Source organism: Sphingomonas aquatilis, assembly GCF_014196115.1.
In the GTDB taxonomy this organism is placed as follows: domain Bacteria; phylum Pseudomonadota; class Alphaproteobacteria; order Sphingomonadales; family Sphingomonadaceae; genus Sphingomonas; species Sphingomonas aquatilis.
Genome location: NZ_JACIDB010000001.1, coordinates 303,144 through 319,304, shown reverse-complemented (window position 1 = coordinate 319,304; position 16,161 = coordinate 303,144). Strand labels below are relative to the sequence as shown.

The window sequence follows — 16,161 nt, the reverse complement described above, 5'->3', positions numbered from 1 at the left end:
AATCGAGACGATAGCGCGTCTGGATTCCCGCCTTCGCGGGAATGACGGAGTGGGTTGGGTGGAGACTCAGTCGCGCAGCAGGTCGTTGATGCTGGTCTTGCTGCGCGTCTGGGCGTCGACGCGCTTGACGATGACGGCGCAGTACAGGGACGGCTTCCCGTCACCGCCGCCCATCGAGCCGGGGACGACAACGGCATAGGGCGGCACTTCGCCCTTGAAGACTTCGCCCGTTTCGCGGTCGACGATCTTGGTCGAGGCGCCGAGATAGACGCCCATCGACAGCACCGCACCTTCGCCGACGCGGACGCCCTCGGCGACCTCGGCGCGGGCGCCGATGAAGGCGCCGTCGCCGATGATGACGGGATCGGCCTGGAGCGGTTCGAGCACGCCGCCGATCCCGGCGCCGCCCGACAGGTGGACGTTCTTGCCGATCTGCGCGCAGGAGCCGACGGTCGCCCAGGTGTCGACCATCGTGCCTTCGCCGACATAGGCGCCGATGTTGACGAAGCTCGGCATCAGGATCGCACCGGGGGCGACATAGGCGCCGCGGCGCACGACGCTGCCGGGGACGGCTCGGAAGCCGGCGGCGCGGAATTCGGCCTCGCTCCAGCCCGAGAACTTCGAGGGCACCTTGTCGAACCAATGGCCGGCGCCGGGGCCGTTATCGATCAGGCTGTTGTCGTTGAGGCGGAAGCTCAGCAGCACCGCTTTCTTGAGCCACTGATTGACGCGCCAGCCGCCATTGCCGTCCGGTTCGGCGACGCGCGCCGTGCCAGCGTCGAGCAGCGCAAGCGCGCTGTCGACCGCATTGCGGACCTCGCCCATCGTGCCGAAGCCCAGATCGGCGCGGGCCTCCCACGCGGAATCGATGATGGGCTGAAGATCCTGGCTCATGATGCCTCCATGACATGTTGCAGCCACGGCGCGAGGTCGTGGACGGTGAAATCGATATGGTCGCGTGCCGCTTCCGGCCCCTGTTCGGAGCCGTTGTCGATCCAGACCGTGGTCATGCCGATCGCCTTGGCGGGCGTGAGGTTGCGCGCCATGTCTTCGAAGAAGATCGCGCGGGTGGGATCGATACCGAAGGCGGCGCAGAGACCGGCATAGGCCGAGGCGTGCGGCTTCGGCACCAAATCCATTGCGTGAATGTCGTGCACCGCCTCGAACGCGTCGCCCAGGCCCAGACGGTCGAGGACGCGCAGCGCATAGGGCTTGTCGCCGTTGGTGAAGACGAGCTTGCGGCCCGGCAGTTGCGCGATCGCGGCGGCGAGCGGGGCGTCGGCCTCCAGCACGTCCATCTCGATCGCATGGACATCGGCCAGGAAATCGTGCGGATCGACGTGATGTTCGGCCATCAGCCCGGTCAGCGTCGTGCCGTGGCGGTGGAAATAGTCCTTCTGCAGCCGGCGCGCCTCGTCCCACGGCAGTTCGAGCAGCCGCGCGACATAATCGGTCATCCGCTGGTCGATCTGCGCGAACAGGTTCGCGCGCGCCGGATAGAGCGTATTGTCCAGATCGAAGATCCAGGTGTCGATATGGGCGAGCGCAGGCAGCATCGCCGCGCGTCTAGGCGGGGCGGCGGCCCTGCACAAGCAAGGGCGGCGTGCTTTGGCTTGGGGCGGGACAAGCCACTCTATGATTGCGAGCGATCACTCGCATAACCATATTCGTGGCATGACACGCTTTTCCCTGCTCGATCTGGTGCCCGTCGTCGAAGGCGGCACCGTCTCGCAATCGCTCAGCCGTGCCGCCGACCTGGCGCGCCACGCCGAGACGCTGGGTTTCCAGCGCTATTGGGTGGCGGAGCATCATGGCATGCGCGGCATCGCCAGCGCGGCGACCGCGGTGGTGATCGGCCATGTCGCCGCGGCGACGAAGACGATCCGCGTCGGTGCGGGCGGAATCATGCTGCCCAACCATGCGCCGCTGATCATCGCCGAACAATTCGGGACGCTCGACGCGCTGTTCCCCGGGCGGATCGACCTGGGCCTGGGCCGCGCGCCGGGATCGGACCAGCGCGTCGCGCAGGCGATGCGGCGGACGCTGGACAGCGACCCCAATGCCTTCCCGCGCGACGTGATGGAATTGCAGAGCTATTTCGCCGACGACGGGCGCACCGGGATCGCCGCGACGCCGGGCGCGGGTGCGAACGTGCCGCTGTGGATTTTGGGGTCGAGCACCTTCGGGGCGCAGCTCGCGGCGGCGCTGGGGCTGCCCTATGCCTTCGCCTCGCACTTCGCGCCCGATGCGCTGGATGCGGCGCTGGCGATCTATCGGCGCGACTTCCGCCCCTCGGCGCAGCTCGACCGGCCGTATGCGATGGCGGGGTTCAACGTCTTCGCCGCCGACACCGATGAGGAGGCCGAGCTGCTGGCGAGTTCGCAGCAGCAGTCGTTCGTCGCGCTGCGCACCGGCAATCCGCGCCAGCTGCCGCCGCCAGTCGCAGGCTATCGCGCGTCGCTGGGGCCGCAGGGGTCGGGGATCCTCGACCATGTGCTGCAATGTTCGGCGGTGGGATCGCCCGCGACGGTGGCGCGCCAGACCGCGGCGTTCCTCGAGCGGACGGGTGTGGACGAGGTGATGGTGGCGAGCGCGATCTACGATCACGAGGCGCGCAAGCGGAGCCTGGCTATCACCGCCGAGGTGTTGAGCGGGCTGGCGGTGCCTGCCTGACCCGCGCGTGATGCGCCGCGCGGGCGAGCAGCGCGTCGAGGTCTTCGCGCGCGATGTCGAACGTCTCGTGCATGTCGGCGAGCGCGGCGTCGATGTCGCCATCGGTGAAGGGGGAGGCCGGCACCGGCGCGACCCGGTGCGGATAGGCGTGGCCTGACACGCGATGGAAGGCGAGGCCCGCGAGCACAAGCAGCGCCGAGTCGAGCGCGACCGGCGAGAGCGGAAACCACGGGCTGGCCGGCGTGTGTGCGGCGGTCAGCAGCACGACGCTCAAGGCCACCGCGCCGCCGGGCGGATGCAGGCAGCGCGCCAGCGACATGACGACGATCGCGCCGCCGACCGCGATTGCGGCCGCGAGCGCCGTGTGTGGCACGAGCGCGACCACCAGCAGCGCCCATAAGCCCGAGACGCTGTTGCCGCCGATCACCGACCAGGGCTGCGCGAGCGGGCTGGCGGGGACGGCGAATACGAGCACCGCGCTCGCGCCGATCGGGGCGACAAGCAGCGGCGAGGTGCCCGCGTGGGTGGCGAGCGCAGCGATCAGGCCGGTGAACAGGATGCCGCAGGCGGCGCCAAGGCCGGCACGGAGGCGGTCGCCGAACTGGGCGCCGGCGAGGATCGGGCGGAAGGCGGGCATTGGGCGCGCGTTAGCGGTGGAGGTGTGGGGGCGGCAATCCTTTCGCCCTTCCCTTCCGTCACTCCGGACTTGTTCCGGGGTCCACTCTGCGGCGAGGGGAAAGGCTAACGCCTCTCGCCTTCCCCCTGCGGCCCGGTGGACCCCGGAACGAGTCCGGGGTGACGGGGGGATTGGGGCGGCCGTGCCGCGCTTCAGTTTGCGGCGGGCAGCCTTAGCCGGACGAGACGGCCGCCGGGGTCCTCGCGTTCCTCCAACGCGCCGCCGTCGCATGAGATTTTGGCGACGTCGCGGATAATCGCCAAGCCCAGCCCGATTTCGGCAATCCTTTCCCCCTTCTGTCCGTCACCCCGGACTTGTTCCGGGGTCCACTGGGCCGCTGGGGGAAGCAAGAGGCTCGATCATCCCCCTCGCCGCAGAGTGGACCCCGGAACGAGTCCGGGGTGACGGGGGGATGGGGCGGCGGTGCCGTGCCTCAGTTGGCGGCGGGCAGTCGCAGGCGGACGAGGAGGCCGCCGAGGTCCTCGCTTTCCTCGAGTGCGACGGTGCCGCCGTAGATTTCGGCGACGTCGCGGACGATCGCGAGGCCCAGCCCGGTGCCGGGCTTGCCCGTATCCAGGCGGACACCGCGGTCGAAAATGCGGATGCGGTCTTCCTCGGGGATGCCGACGCCGTCGTCCTCGATCATCAGTTCGACGAAGCCCGCCTGCCCCGTCACCGTCACGAAGACGCTGCCGCCGCCGTACTTCGCCGCATTCTCCACCAAATTGCCGAGCATTTCGTCGAGGTCCTGCCGTTCGACATGGACCTGCAGATCCTTGGGGCCGGTGATGTCGATGCGGACGTGGCGGTACAGCCGCGCCACCGCGCGCTCGACCGATTCGAGGCTGGGCCAGACGTCCGCACGGCTGTGCGCCGAGCCGCGGCGGCCGACCGCGCGGGCACGAGCGAGATGGTGGTCGACCTGGCGCCGCATCGTGCGCGCTTCGCGGATCACCGTGTCGGCGAGGTCTTCGGACTGGGCGGTCGCGGCGTTCATGATGACCGTCAGCGGCGTCTTGAGCGCATGGGCGAGGTTGCCGGCGTGGCGGCGCGCTTCCTCGGCCTGGCGTTCGTTGTGTTCGATGAGCGCGTTCAACTCCTCGACCATCGGCGCGACCTCGTCGGGCATGGCGGTGTCGATGCGGTTCGACTGGCCGGCGCGCATCCGGGCGATCTCTTCGCGCACCCGGCGCAGCGGCCACAGACCGTAGGAGGTCTGAAGCCACGCCAGCACGACGAGGCCCAGCCCGAGTAGCGCGAAGCTGCGCACCAACGTCCGCCGCAGCACGGTGATCTGCGCATCGAGCGCCGCACGGCTTTGTGCGACCTGGAAGCGCCAATGGATCGGAGAGCCGGGCAGCTGCGCGTCGCGCTCGACGATCCGCAGCTTTTCGTCACGAAACTGACGGCTGTCGTAGATATGGACGTTGCGGTCATCATGGGTGGCGCCAAATTGCAGTCGGCGATCCCACAGCGAGCGAGAGGGGAAGACCGTGTCGCTGCTGCCCCGCGCCCCTGGCGCAGACACCTGCCAGTACAGGCCTGAATAGGGCTCGACGAATCGCGGATCGGTCGCGGCGTCGCGGCCGAACAGCACCTCGCCATCCGGCCCGATCTCGGACGAGGCGAGCAGCGAGCGCAGCACATATTGCAGCTGGTCGTCGAAGTTGCGCGTGACGGCGGAGACCAGCACGCGATCGAGCGCGAAGCCGCCGCCGACCAGCAGCAGCCCGATCCACGCCGCCGCAATCAGGATCATGCGGCGCGACAGCGATCCGGTGGTCTTCGCGCGCTTGCTGGGCGGCGATTCGGCGAGCGGGGGGGTGTCCATGACGATGAGGACCTTCTCCAGCCGTTCGCCCTGAGCCTGTCGAAGGGCTTGGGCTCACCTGCCCTTCGACAGGCTCAGGGCGAACGGGGTGGGATGGGCGGACGGGCGCCGGTCAGGCGTCGGGATCTTCGAGGCTGTAGCCGAGGCCGCGGATCGTGGTGATGACGTCCTGGCCCAGCTTCTTGCGGATGCGCGTCACGAACACTTCGATCGTGTTCGAATCGCGGTCGAAATCCTGATCGTAGATATGTTCGATCAGCTCGGTGCGGCTGACCACCTTGCCCTTGTGATGGAGCAGGTAGCTGAGCAACTTGTATTCCTGCGCGGTCAGCTTCACCGGTTCGCCGGCCTTGGTCACCTTGCCCGAACGCGTGTCGAGGCGGACGTCGCCGGCGGTGAGCTCGCTCGACGCATTGCCCGACGCGCGGCGGATCAGCGCGCGAAGGCGGGCGATCAGTTCCTCGGTCTGGAACGGCTTGGCGACGTAATCGTCGGCGCCGGCGTCGAGCCCCGCCACCTTGTCCGACCAGCTGTCGCGCGCGGTGAGGACGAGGACGGGCATCGTTTTGCCTTCCTTGCGCCAACGGTCGAGCACGGTCAAGCCGTCGATCTCGGGCAGGCCGAGGTCGAGGACGATCGCGTCGTAATTCTCGGTGGACCCCAAGAAGTGCCCCTCTTCGCCATCGGTGGCGAGATCGATGGCATAGCCCGCGCCTTCGAGCGTGTTCTTGAGCTGTGTCCCGAGATTCGGCTCGTCCTCGACGATCAGAACGCGCATGTCAGTCCCTCTTTATCTTCCGGTCCGGCCAATGATCTGGCCCGAGCGGCCATCGACATCGACCCATACCACGACGCCATCGCGCATGAACTTGAGCGTGTAAACCGAGCTGCCGAAATCGAGGTCGAAGCCCAGATATTCATAGCCCTTCATCGTCGGGATCACCCGCGCCTCGATCGCGCGCGGCGACAGCATCTCGCCCTTGCGGCGGGCGTCATAGGCGCGCTCCTGGTCGCTGCGACGCTGGTCGGGCGCCTGCGCGAACGCGGGCACCGGCGCGGCCAGGGCAAGGAGCAACACGGGCAGAACCATCTTCATGACGCCTTGCATAAGCGGGAGGCATTGAACACCCTGTGAATGACACGGTTGCATACCATTCAGGCACAGCCACTCGCCACGCTTGCCGCAGCCCGCGCCGCCGCCTACCTGCGGGCGCATCATGGCTGCCCCCATTCTCGCTTACGAAGACCTTGGCGTTATCCAGGGCCACGGCTGGCTGTTCCGCCACCTCGACATCCACATCGGCGCACGCGACCGGCTGGCGCTGATCGGGCGCAACGGCGCGGGCAAGACGACGCTGCTGAAGCTGATCGCCGGCGCGATCGACGCCGACGAGGGGCGGCGCGTGATCGTACCGGGTACGCGCGTGGTCCTGCTGGAGCAGGAGCCGAGCCTGGCGGGCTGCGCGACCCTCGCCGATTACGTGCTGCGCGGCGACGATGCGCCCTTACGCCATGAAGCGGAGGCGATCGCCGATCAATTGGGTATCGACCTTGGCCGGGAGGCGGCGTCCGCATCGGGCGGCGAGCGGCGGCGCGCGGCGATCGTGCGTGCGCTGGCGCAGGACCCCGACGTACTGCTGCTCGACGAGCCGACCAATCACCTCGACATCGCCGCGATCGACTGGCTGGAGGACTGGCTGGGCCGGTTCAAGGGCGCGTTCGTCGTCATCAGCCACGACCGCACCTTCCTGACGCGCCTGACCAAGCAGACGCTGTGGATGGACCGCGGGTCGATCCGGCGTGCCGAAATCGGCTTCGGCGGGTTCGAGGCGTGGACCGAGCAGGTCTATGCCGAGGAAGAGCGCAATGCGCAGCGGCTCGATGCCAAGCTGAAGATCGAGGAGCATTGGCTGCAACGTGGCGTCACTGGGCGGCGGCGACGTAACCAGGGCCGGCTTGCGAAGCTGAAGGAGATGCGCGCCGAACGCGCGGCGATGATCGGGCCGCAGGGGGCAGCGAACCTCGCGACGGCGGCGGACGACAGCAAGACCAAGGTCGTGATCGACGTGAAGCATGCGTCGAAGAGCTTTGGTGAGCGTGCGATCATCAAGGACCTCACCCTGCGCGTCACGCGCGGCGACCGGATCGGCATCGTCGGCCGCAACGGGGCGGGCAAGACGACGCTGCTGAAGCTGCTGACCGGCGAGATGGCGCCCGACGACGGCGAGGTGAAGCTCGCCAAGACGCTGGACGGCATCGTCATCGACCAGCAGCGCAGCCTGATGGCGCCGACCAAGACGGTGCGCGAGGTGCTGGCCGACGGTGGCGACTGGATCGACGTGCTGGGGGTGAGGAAGCACATCCACGGCTATCTGAAGGAATTCCTTTTCGATCCCTCGCTGGCGGAGGCGAAGGTCGGGACGCTGTCGGGCGGCGAGCGCTCACGTCTGCTGCTGGCGCGCGAGTTTGCGCGCGAATCGAACCTGCTGGTGCTCGACGAGCCGACCAACGACCTCGACCTCGAAACGCTCGACCTGTTGCAGGAGGTGATCGCCGATTATGCGGGGACTGTGCTGATCGTCAGCCACGATCGCGACTTCCTGGACCGCACGGTGACGGTGACGCTGGGCCTCGACGGATCGGGGACGGTCGACGTGGTCGCGGGCGGATATGAGGATTGGGAGCGGCAGCGGAAGACGCCGGTCGCGGCCGCGAAGAAGGCGGCGCCCAAGCCGGTCGCGGTGGCGCCGGTACAGGCGAAGACCAAGCTCAGCTATAAGGACCAGCGCGATTACGACCAGCTGCCCAGCCGGATCGAGGCGCTGGATGCGGCGATCGCACGCGACGAGGCGGCGATGGCGGACCCGGCGCTCTACACGCGCGATCCGAAACGCTTCGCGGCGCTGAGCGCGGCGATCGAGGCGGCGCGGGCCGAGAAGGACGCGGCGGAGATGCGCTGGCTGGAACTGGCGGAGCAGGTTGAGGGGATGGGGTGAGCGCGCTGCCGGCGACAGGTGAGGGTAGGTGCGGGACGGCTGGTGGCAGTCGGTGACCGTTCCGCACCCACCCTCACCCTTCCCACCGCTAAAGCGGCGGGCCCCTTCCCTCTCCCAGAGGGAGAGGGCGCTGCGGGCCGGAATGACGGTTTTTTTGAAAGGCGTCGCCCCCCTTCGTCATCCCGGCGGAGGCCGGGATTTATGGTTGCGGGCGGCTTGTGGGTCGCGTGCCCTCGCCTGCTTCACCGTGTCCATTGATCCCGGCGTTCGCCGGGATGACGAAGGAGGGGCGTCTTCCTTCGGATTAGGGCAGGCTGCGCCCCAGGCGGCCGGCGACCTCGGTGACATATTGCCATGCCACGCGGCCCGAGCGGCTGCCGCGGCGGGTAGCCCAGTTGATCGCCTCCGCCGCGTCGAAGGGCAGGTCGTAGCGGGCGGCGTAGCCGGCGACGATCGCGCAATAGCCGTCCTGGTCGAGCGCGTGGAAGCCGAGGCTGAGACCGAAGCGATCGGCGAGCGCGAGCTGGTCGTCGATGCTGTCGCGCGGGTTGATCGCGCTGCTCTGTTCCTCGATGTCGCGCGGCATCAGGTGGCGGCGGTTGGCGGTGACGAGCAGGCGGACGTTGGCCGGGCGTGCCTCTGCGCCGCCTTCGAGCAGCGAGCGCAGGATGCGGCCCTCAGCGGGCGCTTCGACGCCGAGATCGTCGAGGAACAGCGCGAAGGCGCGGGTGACGCTGGCGAGGCGGGCGAAGAGCTGCGGCAGCGTGTCGAGCGCCGCGACCTCGACCAGCGCGATGGCGCCGCCCTCGGCCTGCACCGCGCCGACCGCGGCCTTGACCAACGCCGACTTGCCCGTGCCGCGCGCGCCCCACAGCAGCACGTCCTGCGCCGCGGCGCCTGCCGCAAGGCGGCGTAAATTCTCGATCAGCGCGGTCTTCTGCTTGTCGATACCGACCAGCAATTCGGGCGGCAGCGGCGCGAAGGCACGGGCGGCGACCAGCACGTCCCCCCGCCAGACATACGCGGGGTGCGCGGCGGGGTCGGCGCCCGGCGGCGGCGGGGGCGACAGGCGGTCGAGGGCCGCGGCGATACGCAGCAGCGGGTCGGTGGCGGGATCGGCCATGGCGTGCGTCATGGCGTGGCCCTCGGCCGCGCGCAAGCGATCAGCGGGCGAGCGGTCAGTGTGCGAGCGCTCGGGCATGCGCGGCGATGCGCGGGTCGCCGGGGGCGAGCGCCAACGCCTTAGTCGCGAGCTGGCGCGCGCCGGCAAGGTCGCCGTCCGCGGCAAGGGCGAGCGCATAGGCGTCGCACACGCCGGGGTTCATCGGCGACAACGCATAGGCCGCGCGGGCGTAGCGGCGGGCGATGGCGCCGTCGTCGGTGGCGGCATAGCCGCGCGCGAGATCGGCGAGCAGCGCGGCGTCGCGGTTGCCGGCGATGCGGCGCACCGCCTCCAGCGTCTCGATACCGGCATCGGCTTCGCCATTTTCGATCTGGAGGCGGCCGCGCAGGCCTTGCGCGGTCAGGTTCTGCGGATTTTGTTCGAGGAACAGCGACAGCGCCGCCGCCGCCTCTTCGGGGCGGCCGGCGCGGCCCCAGGCGTCGACCAGTCGCAGCATCGTCGCCTCGTCGAACGACAGGCTGGCGGCGCGGGCATAGACGGGCGCGGCTTCGGCATAGCGGCCCGCGGCGGCGAGCGTGTCGCCGAGCGCGAGCTGGGCGGGCGGCGCGCCGGGGCTTTGCGCGACCAGCACGCGCGCCTGGGCGATGGCGCCCGCGGTGTCGCCGGCGGAGAGCTGGCCGCGGATCACCTCGATCAGCGCATGCGGGTCGCCGGGATCGCCCGCCGCTGCGGCGCGCAGCGTGCCGACGGTATCGTCGCTGGCGAAGCCGCCCGCGCTGTCGGAGGCGCCGCGGGCCGCGCGGTCGAGCAATTGCCCGGCGGTCAGGCGGTCGCCGCGCGCTTCATAGGCGCGGGCGGCGAGCGTCAGCGTATAGGCGTCGGCGTCGCGGCGCTGGATCGCGGGGCCCAGCCAGTCGAGCGCGCCAGCGGGATCGCCCGCGCGCAGCATCGCGTCGCCGAGCAGGCGGCGGACGACGAGATTGGCGGGCTGTGCCTCGGCGAGCCGGCGCCAGGTGCCGGTCGCACCCTCATACCGGCCGGCCTGAAGATCGGCGCCACCGTCGAGCAGCATCGCCCCCGGCGTTGCGGCGAGCGCGCCCCCGGCATGGTAGAGCATCGCGCGGGCGAGCCCCGGTTTGCCCGCGCGCGCGGCGAGCACGGCTTGCAGATACAGCGCCTGCGGATGGCCCGGCCGGGCGGCGAGCGCCGCGCGGGCGGCGTCGAGCAGATCGGCGTTGCGCCCCAGCTCGCCCAGCGTCGCGGCATAGCCGATCAGCGCCGACGTATAATAAGCATCTCGCTGCAACGCCGCCTCGAACCAGGGCAATGCGGCGGTGAGGCCATAGCGGGTGCGCACCACCTCCGCCTGCAAGGTCAGCGGGCCGGGATCGCCGGGGGCGAGCCGCACCGCGCGCGCCGCCGCCTGCGTGGCGCCGGTGAGTTCGCCGGCATCGAGGCGGATGCGGCCGAAGTCCATCATCGCCAGCGCGTCATCGGGGTGCGCGGCGATCCAGTCGGTCAGCAGGCGCGCGCCCTCACCGGCATCGCCGCCGAGCGCCGTGGCGCGCGCCCGCGCGCGGACCGCGTCGCCATCGTTCGCCGCGGCCTGGTCTGCGCGGTCGAGCGCGCCCTGCGGATCGCCCTGCAACAGCCGCGCCTGCGCCTGCAGGCCGGCGAGCGTCGCCGCCGGTTCGCCGAGCTTGCCGGCCCGTGCGAGCGTGCCCTCCGCCGCGGCGCCCTCGCCCAGCCGCAGATAGCTGCGGGCGAGCAGCAGCATCGCGGGGCGTGACGCGGGGTCGCCGGCCAGCGCGGCAAGCGCGTGATTGCGTGCGGCGCTGAAATTGCCGAGCCCGAAGGCGGTGCGTGCATCGGCGAGCGCCTGGGCCGGTGCGGGGCGGGCATGCGGGCGCAGCACGAGTGCGGCGGCGGCGATCAGCGCGAGGAGGAGGACCCCGAGCGCAACCGCGCGGGCGCGGGTGAACGCCGGCAGCCTGAGCCGCATCCCGCGCCGCCGCCGGCGACGGCGCAGCATCGGATAGCGCGGATCAGCCATGCAGGTCGTAGCTCTTCAGGAGGTCGTACAGCGTCGGGCGACTGATGCCGAGCAACCGCGACGCGCCGGAGATGTTGCCGCCCGCCTGCGCCAGCGCCTGGCGGATCGCCTGCCGGTCGGCCGCCTCGCGCGCGGTGCGCAGGTTGAGCGGCAGGCCGTCGTCGGACGCGGCGACGAGATCGAGGTCGGCGGCAGTGACGAGCTTGCCGTCCGCCATGATGACCGCGCGCTTGATGCGGTTTTCGAGTTCGCGGACGTTGCCGGGCCAGCCCCATGCCTCGATCGCGGCGAGTGCATCGGGGGCGAGGCCGGTGACCGGCAGCTTCATCGCCGCGGCATGGCGGTGAACGAGCGCGCGGGCGAGCAGTGCGGCGTCGCCCGGCCGTTCGGCGAGCGCGGGGATGCGCACGACGATCTCGGCGAGGCGGTAATAGAGGTCGTCGCGAAAGCTGCCCTCGGCGACCATCGCATCGACGTCGCGATGCGTGGCGCAGACGATGCGCGTGTCGACCGGAATCGGTTTGCGCCCGCCGATGCGTTCGATGACGCGTTCCTGCAGGAAGCGCAGCAACTTGACCTGGAGCGGCAGCGGCACGTCGCCGATTTCGTCGAGGAACAGGGTGCCGCCGGCGGCCTGTTCGATCTTGCCGGGCGTCGTCTTCACCGCGCCGGTGAACGCGCCCTTTTCGTGGCCGAATAATTCGCTTTCGAGCAGGGTTTCGGGGATGGCCGCACAGTTGATCGCGACGAAAGCACCGGAGCGTCGTGGCGAGGCCTGATGCAGCCCGCGCGCCAGCAGTTCCTTGCCGGTGCCGCTGGCGCCGAGCAGCATGACCGAGACGTCGGCCGGCGCGACGCGTTCGACGGTGCGCACCACCTTCGCCATCGCATCCGAGGCGTAGATCAGGCCGCCGAATCCTGCGTGACCCGTATCCCGAGCGGCGAGGCGGCGGTTTTCCGCCTCGAGCCCGTGGACGTGAAAGGCGCGCGCGACGATCAGGCCCAGCGCATCGATGTCGATCGGCTTGGCGTAAAAGTCCCAGGCCCCCAGCGCGATGGCGTCCAGCGCACTCGCGCGCGCGCCATGGCCGGAGGCGACGATGATCTTGGTATCGGGCTTGAGCGCCAGCATCTCCGCCAGCGTCGCAAAGCCTTCGCTGGTGCCGTCGGGATCGGGCGGCAGGCCGAGGTCGAGCGTGACGACGGCGGGTTCGTGCAGGCGCAACGCGTCGATCGCCTCGGCCCGGGTGGCGGCGGTGACGATCTCATAGCCCTCATAGGCCCAGCGCAGCTGGCGTTGCAGCGCGAGGTCGTCCTCGACGACGAGCAGGACGGGCCGCACCTCGCTCATGCCGCCGCCTCCAGCACCGTCGCGGCCGGCAGCGTGACGCGGAAGCGGGTGCCTGCGCCTTCGCGGCTGGTGACGGTGAGCGTGCCACCCATCGCGCTCGCCAGTTCGCGCGCCTCATAGGCGCCGAGGCCGAAGCCATCGGGCTTGGACGAGGCGAAAGCGCGGAACAATTGGTCGCGGATGAAGGCAGCGCTCATGCCGCATCCCTGATCGACCACGTCGATCTCGACGCGTGCGCCCTCCGTCGTGATCGCGATCACGATCGGCGCGTCGGCGGGCGAGGCCTCCACCGCATTCTGGAGCAGGTGACCGAGCAATTGTTCGAGCCGCCCGGGCTGCGCGAGCGCCGTCCCCTGCCCCGCGACCTCGATGACATGCTGCGCGCGGCGGGCGCCGGCCAGGCGTGCGGCGAGCACGGCGACATCGACCGGCTGTAGCGGTTCGGGCAGGCTGCGGTGATGCTGCGACAGGCGGGCGAGCAGCGCGTTCATGCGGGCGGCGGAATCCTTGAGGGTTTCGACCATGTCGGCGCGGAATGCGGGATTGTCGGCATGCCGCTCCGCATTGCGCGCGACCAGACTGAGGCCGCTGACCATGTTCTTGATATCGTGGAGGATGAATGCGAAGCGTCGGTTGAATTCATCGAAGCGCGCGGCATCGGCGAGCGCGGCATGCGCGCGATCCTCGGCAAGGTAGCTCGCCGCCTGCCGCCCGGCGACGCGCAGCAGATCAAGGTCCTCCCAGTCGAGCGCGCGGTCCACCGCCGGGCGGGCCAGCAGGATCGCCCCGATCAGGCTGGTGCCGTGCAACAGGGGCACGAGCGCCCAGGCCTCGTCCTGCGTACACATCCATGCCGGCACCGCCGCACCCTCGCCCTCCGGCGCGTCGCCGCGGCGAACTTGGTCGAGCGCGACGATGCGGCCGGTCGCGGCCAGATAGGCGAAGAGCGCGGTGTCGCCCGCTGCCGCTTCGGGCGGGTGTTCGGGCCAGTGCCATGCGGCGCCTGCCTCAAGGGCCATGCCGGCGGGGATCAGCAGCAGGCCGGCGGGCGATCCGGTCAGCTCCGCCATCGCGCGGACGATGCGGCGGTCGAGCGGGTCGGCGCCCTCGCCCGGCGACCCCAAAGTTGCGGTGAAACGCTGCCATTCGGCGCGATAGTCATAGCGGTGGTCGAAGAAATGCTTGGCGACCTTCACCTTGGTCCAGGCGCGCAGCCATGGGGTCGACAGCAAGGTCATCAGCGCGGTGGTCGCGCCGAGCACGATGGCGGTCTGCGCCACGCGCGCGGCATCGCCCGCGTACCGGCCAGCGACCTGCGTCGCGAGCAATGTCGCGCCGACATAGGCGGCGATCGCGGTCGCGACGAACAGCCGCATCGCGACGTCGTGCGACAGCGACAGGCCGCGCCGGTCGGCCTGCAACGGCACTGCGAGGAACACGGTGGCGACCGTCAGCGCAAAGCCGCGGACCACGACCACCCCGGGCGACGCGCCCCAGCCCCAGTCCGCCGCGGCGACGAGCAGGTCGAGGCCCCAGATGGTGGCGATCGCCGCTGCGATCAGCACGATCCGCCCGCGTTCCCGCTCGCGCCCGACGAAGGCGAGCTGGTGGACGAGGATCAGCCCGCCGACCGCCGCCAGCATGCGCGCGATCAGCCGCAGATCGGCCAGCGTCGCCAGCGTCGTCGCCGCGAACGGCAGCGTTTCGAGCAATGCGCACCCGATCGCCAGCGCGCTGACCGTCGCGGTCGCCACGTAGAGCGCATACACCGCCGCCACGCCGGCGCCGCTATGCCGGACCAGCACCAGCATCGCCGCCAGCCAGATGAGGTTGCGCAACGACTGTACGACGCGCGTGACGAGGTCGGCTTCGCCGATCCCCGCCACCGCCAGCGCCCACAGAGCCGTCACCGCCAGCGCCGCGACCAGCATGCGACTGTGCAGGCCGACCGCCGCCGCCCGACGCGACCAGGCGAGCGTCAATGCCGCAAAACCGAGCGCGGCGAGCGCATGCCCCCAGAGGATCAGCATCACCATGACGCTAGCGCGCGCCCGACGGCCACAGGATCACGCGTAACGTCTGCAACAGGATCAGCAGGTCGAGAAACGGCGAATAGTTCTTGGCATAATAGAGATCGTATTCGAGCTTGTGGCGCGCATCCTCTATCGACGCGCCATAGGGATAGTTGATCTGCGCCCAGCCGGTGATGCCGGGCTTCACCATATGCCGCTCGGCATAATAGGGCAGCTGCTGTTCCAGCTGCGCGACGAATTGCGGGCGCTCGGGGCGCGGGCCGACGAAGCTCATCTCGCCCTTCAAGACAGACCAGGCCTGCGGCAGTTCGTCGATCCGCACCTTGCGAATGATGCGGCCGATGCGGGTGATGCGGGGATCGTCCTTCTCCGCCCAGACCGCGTGACCCGGCACCTCGGCATCCTGACGCATCGAGCGCAGCTTCAGAATGTCGAAGCCCTGGTTGTACAGGCCGACGCGGCGCTGGCGGTAGAAGGCTGGCCCCTTCGATTCGAGGCGGATCGCCACTGCGGTCAGCAGGATGATCGGCAGCGTGAAGGCGAGCAGCACCAGACTGGCGATGACGTCGAAGGCGCGCTTGAAGGCGCTCGACACCATGCGGCCCGAGGCGAAACCGTCCGAAAAGATCAGCCACGACGGGTTGACCGAGCGGAGATCGATCCGCCCCGTCTCGCGTTCGAGGAAGCTGGAGATATTGGTAACGGCGACACCCGTGGTGCGCACGCGCAGCAGGTCCTGCAACGGCAGCGCGTTGCGGCGTTCCTCCAGCGCCAGCACCACCTCGGCGACCTGATGGTCGAGGACGTGCGCGGCGAGATTCGGGATGGCGCCGCGCGGGATCGCATCCGGCACCACCGTCTCGCCATCGCGCATCGCGATAAAGCCGGCGACGATGACGTTGGCGCCGGGCTGCTGCGCCAGATCGCGGATCCGGTTCGCCTGCGCGCCCGCCCCGAGCACGAGGATGCGCCGCTTGAGCAGGTCTCCGCCGACGAGACGCCCAACGACGCCGCGGACGATCACGAGCAACACCGCCGCGATCAGCGTCGCATAGGCGAGGTTCGATCGCCACAGCGCGAGCGGCGGGATCAGGAAGAACAGGATCGACAGGCACGACACGCCGATCAGCAGCGCCACCGCCAGCCGTGCCGCCGCGAAGCGGAGCGACAGGAGCGAGGCAACGCCATAGGCGCCGACCGCGATCAGCGCGACCTGCAAGGCGAAGGCGAAGGACAGCAATTGCGGCAGGCGCGTCGTGATCGGATCGACGTGCATGCCGATCTGATAGGCGCGCAGCACCCAGCCGAGTTCGCCGGCCAGCACCAGCAACAGCGCGTCGACCAGGCCGAGCAGCAGCACGACATGCGGCACGTAATGCTTGAACAGGCGGATCATGCCCGGCTCCTCCGACGCCGTCCTGTAAG

The 16,161-nt window shown here is 69.9% G+C and carries 13 protein-coding genes; 2 read left to right on the top strand and 11 right to left on the bottom strand.

Going from position 1 to position 16,161, the window contains the following annotated elements; translation table 11 throughout:
- Window positions 1–66 precede the first annotated feature (66 nt).
- Together dapD and GGR47_RS01510 are read right to left on the bottom strand one after the other, a co-directional pair.
- On the bottom strand, window positions 67–894 hold the full coding sequence (gene dapD, locus GGR47_RS01515; RefSeq protein WP_043059883.1) for a 2,3,4,5-tetrahydropyridine-2,6-dicarboxylate N-succinyltransferase: 828 nt from the start codon (window positions 892–894) through the stop codon (window positions 67–69).
- On the bottom strand, window positions 891–1,556 hold the full coding sequence (locus GGR47_RS01510) for a pyrimidine 5'-nucleotidase (protein WP_147037046.1): 666 nt from the start codon (window positions 1,554–1,556) through the stop codon (window positions 891–893). Before GGR47_RS01510 ends, dapD begins: the two co-directional genes overlap by 4 nt.
- A 118-nt stretch (window positions 1,557–1,674) precedes the next feature.
- Between GGR47_RS01510 and GGR47_RS01505 the strand changes: the two genes are divergently transcribed.
- Window positions 1,675–2,673, top strand: a complete 999-nt coding sequence (locus tag GGR47_RS01505) for an LLM class flavin-dependent oxidoreductase (RefSeq protein ID WP_147037045.1) — start codon at window positions 1,675–1,677, stop codon at window positions 2,671–2,673.
- Here GGR47_RS01505 and GGR47_RS01500 read toward each other — a convergent pair.
- The 4 genes from GGR47_RS01500 to GGR47_RS01485 form a co-directional block, all read right to left on the bottom strand.
- The gene (locus tag GGR47_RS01500; protein ID WP_147037044.1) at window positions 2,633–3,310 is read right to left on the bottom strand and encodes an HPP family protein; all 678 of its coding nucleotides are present in this window, start codon (window positions 3,308–3,310) and stop codon (window positions 2,633–2,635) included. The genes GGR47_RS01505 and GGR47_RS01500 overlap by 41 nt on opposite strands.
- 472 nt (window positions 3,311–3,782) lie before the next feature.
- Entirely contained in the window at window positions 3,783–5,108 is a 1,326-nt protein-coding gene (locus tag GGR47_RS01495) for a sensor histidine kinase (protein WP_147037477.1), read from the bottom strand.
- Between the two features lie 184 nt (window positions 5,109–5,292).
- Entirely contained in the window at window positions 5,293–5,958 is a 666-nt protein-coding gene (locus GGR47_RS01490; protein ID WP_017977544.1) for a response regulator transcription factor, read from the bottom strand.
- Between the two features lie 12 nt (window positions 5,959–5,970).
- Window positions 5,971–6,276 (bottom strand): hypothetical protein, encoded by a 306-nt coding sequence (locus GGR47_RS01485; protein WP_286165152.1) that lies wholly within the window; start codon window positions 6,274–6,276, stop codon window positions 5,971–5,973.
- A 121-nt stretch (window positions 6,277–6,397) separates the two neighbouring features.
- Here GGR47_RS01485 and GGR47_RS01480 point away from each other — a divergent pair, with 121 nt between their 5' ends.
- On the top strand, window positions 6,398–8,176 hold the full coding sequence (locus GGR47_RS01480; protein WP_147037406.1) for an ABC-F family ATP-binding cassette domain-containing protein: 1,779 nt from the start codon (window positions 6,398–6,400) through the stop codon (window positions 8,174–8,176).
- A gap of 304 nt (window positions 8,177–8,480) precedes the next feature.
- On the opposite strand, the gene GGR47_RS01475 is transcribed toward GGR47_RS01480, so the two are convergent.
- The 5 genes from GGR47_RS01475 to GGR47_RS01455 are packed head-to-tail and all read right to left on the bottom strand — an operon-like array spanning window position 8,481 to window position 16,132.
- The gene (locus tag GGR47_RS01475) at window positions 8,481–9,311 is read right to left on the bottom strand and encodes a DUF815 domain-containing protein (RefSeq protein WP_246342836.1); all 831 of its coding nucleotides are present in this window, start codon (window positions 9,309–9,311) and stop codon (window positions 8,481–8,483) included.
- A gap of 43 nt (window positions 9,312–9,354) precedes the next feature.
- Entirely contained in the window at window positions 9,355–11,352 is a 1,998-nt protein-coding gene (locus tag GGR47_RS01470) for a tetratricopeptide repeat protein (RefSeq protein WP_183949411.1), read from the bottom strand.
- The gene (gene prsR, locus GGR47_RS01465) at window positions 11,345–12,703 is read right to left on the bottom strand and encodes a PEP-CTERM-box response regulator transcription factor (RefSeq protein ID WP_147035696.1); all 1,359 of its coding nucleotides are present in this window, start codon (window positions 12,701–12,703) and stop codon (window positions 11,345–11,347) included. Before prsR ends, GGR47_RS01470 begins: the two co-directional genes overlap by 8 nt.
- Window positions 12,700–14,733: an XrtA/PEP-CTERM system histidine kinase PrsK gene (prsK, locus tag GGR47_RS01460; RefSeq protein ID WP_244304999.1), complete on the bottom strand. Its 2,034-nt coding sequence runs from the start codon at window positions 14,731–14,733 to the stop codon at window positions 12,700–12,702. The genes prsR and prsK overlap by 4 nt, the downstream gene beginning before the upstream one ends.
- A gap of 10 nt (window positions 14,734–14,743) precedes the next feature.
- Window positions 14,744–16,132 (bottom strand): TIGR03013 family XrtA/PEP-CTERM system glycosyltransferase, encoded by a 1,389-nt coding sequence (locus GGR47_RS01455; protein WP_017977537.1) that lies wholly within the window; start codon window positions 16,130–16,132, stop codon window positions 14,744–14,746.
- Window positions 16,133–16,161: the final 29 nt, after the last annotated feature.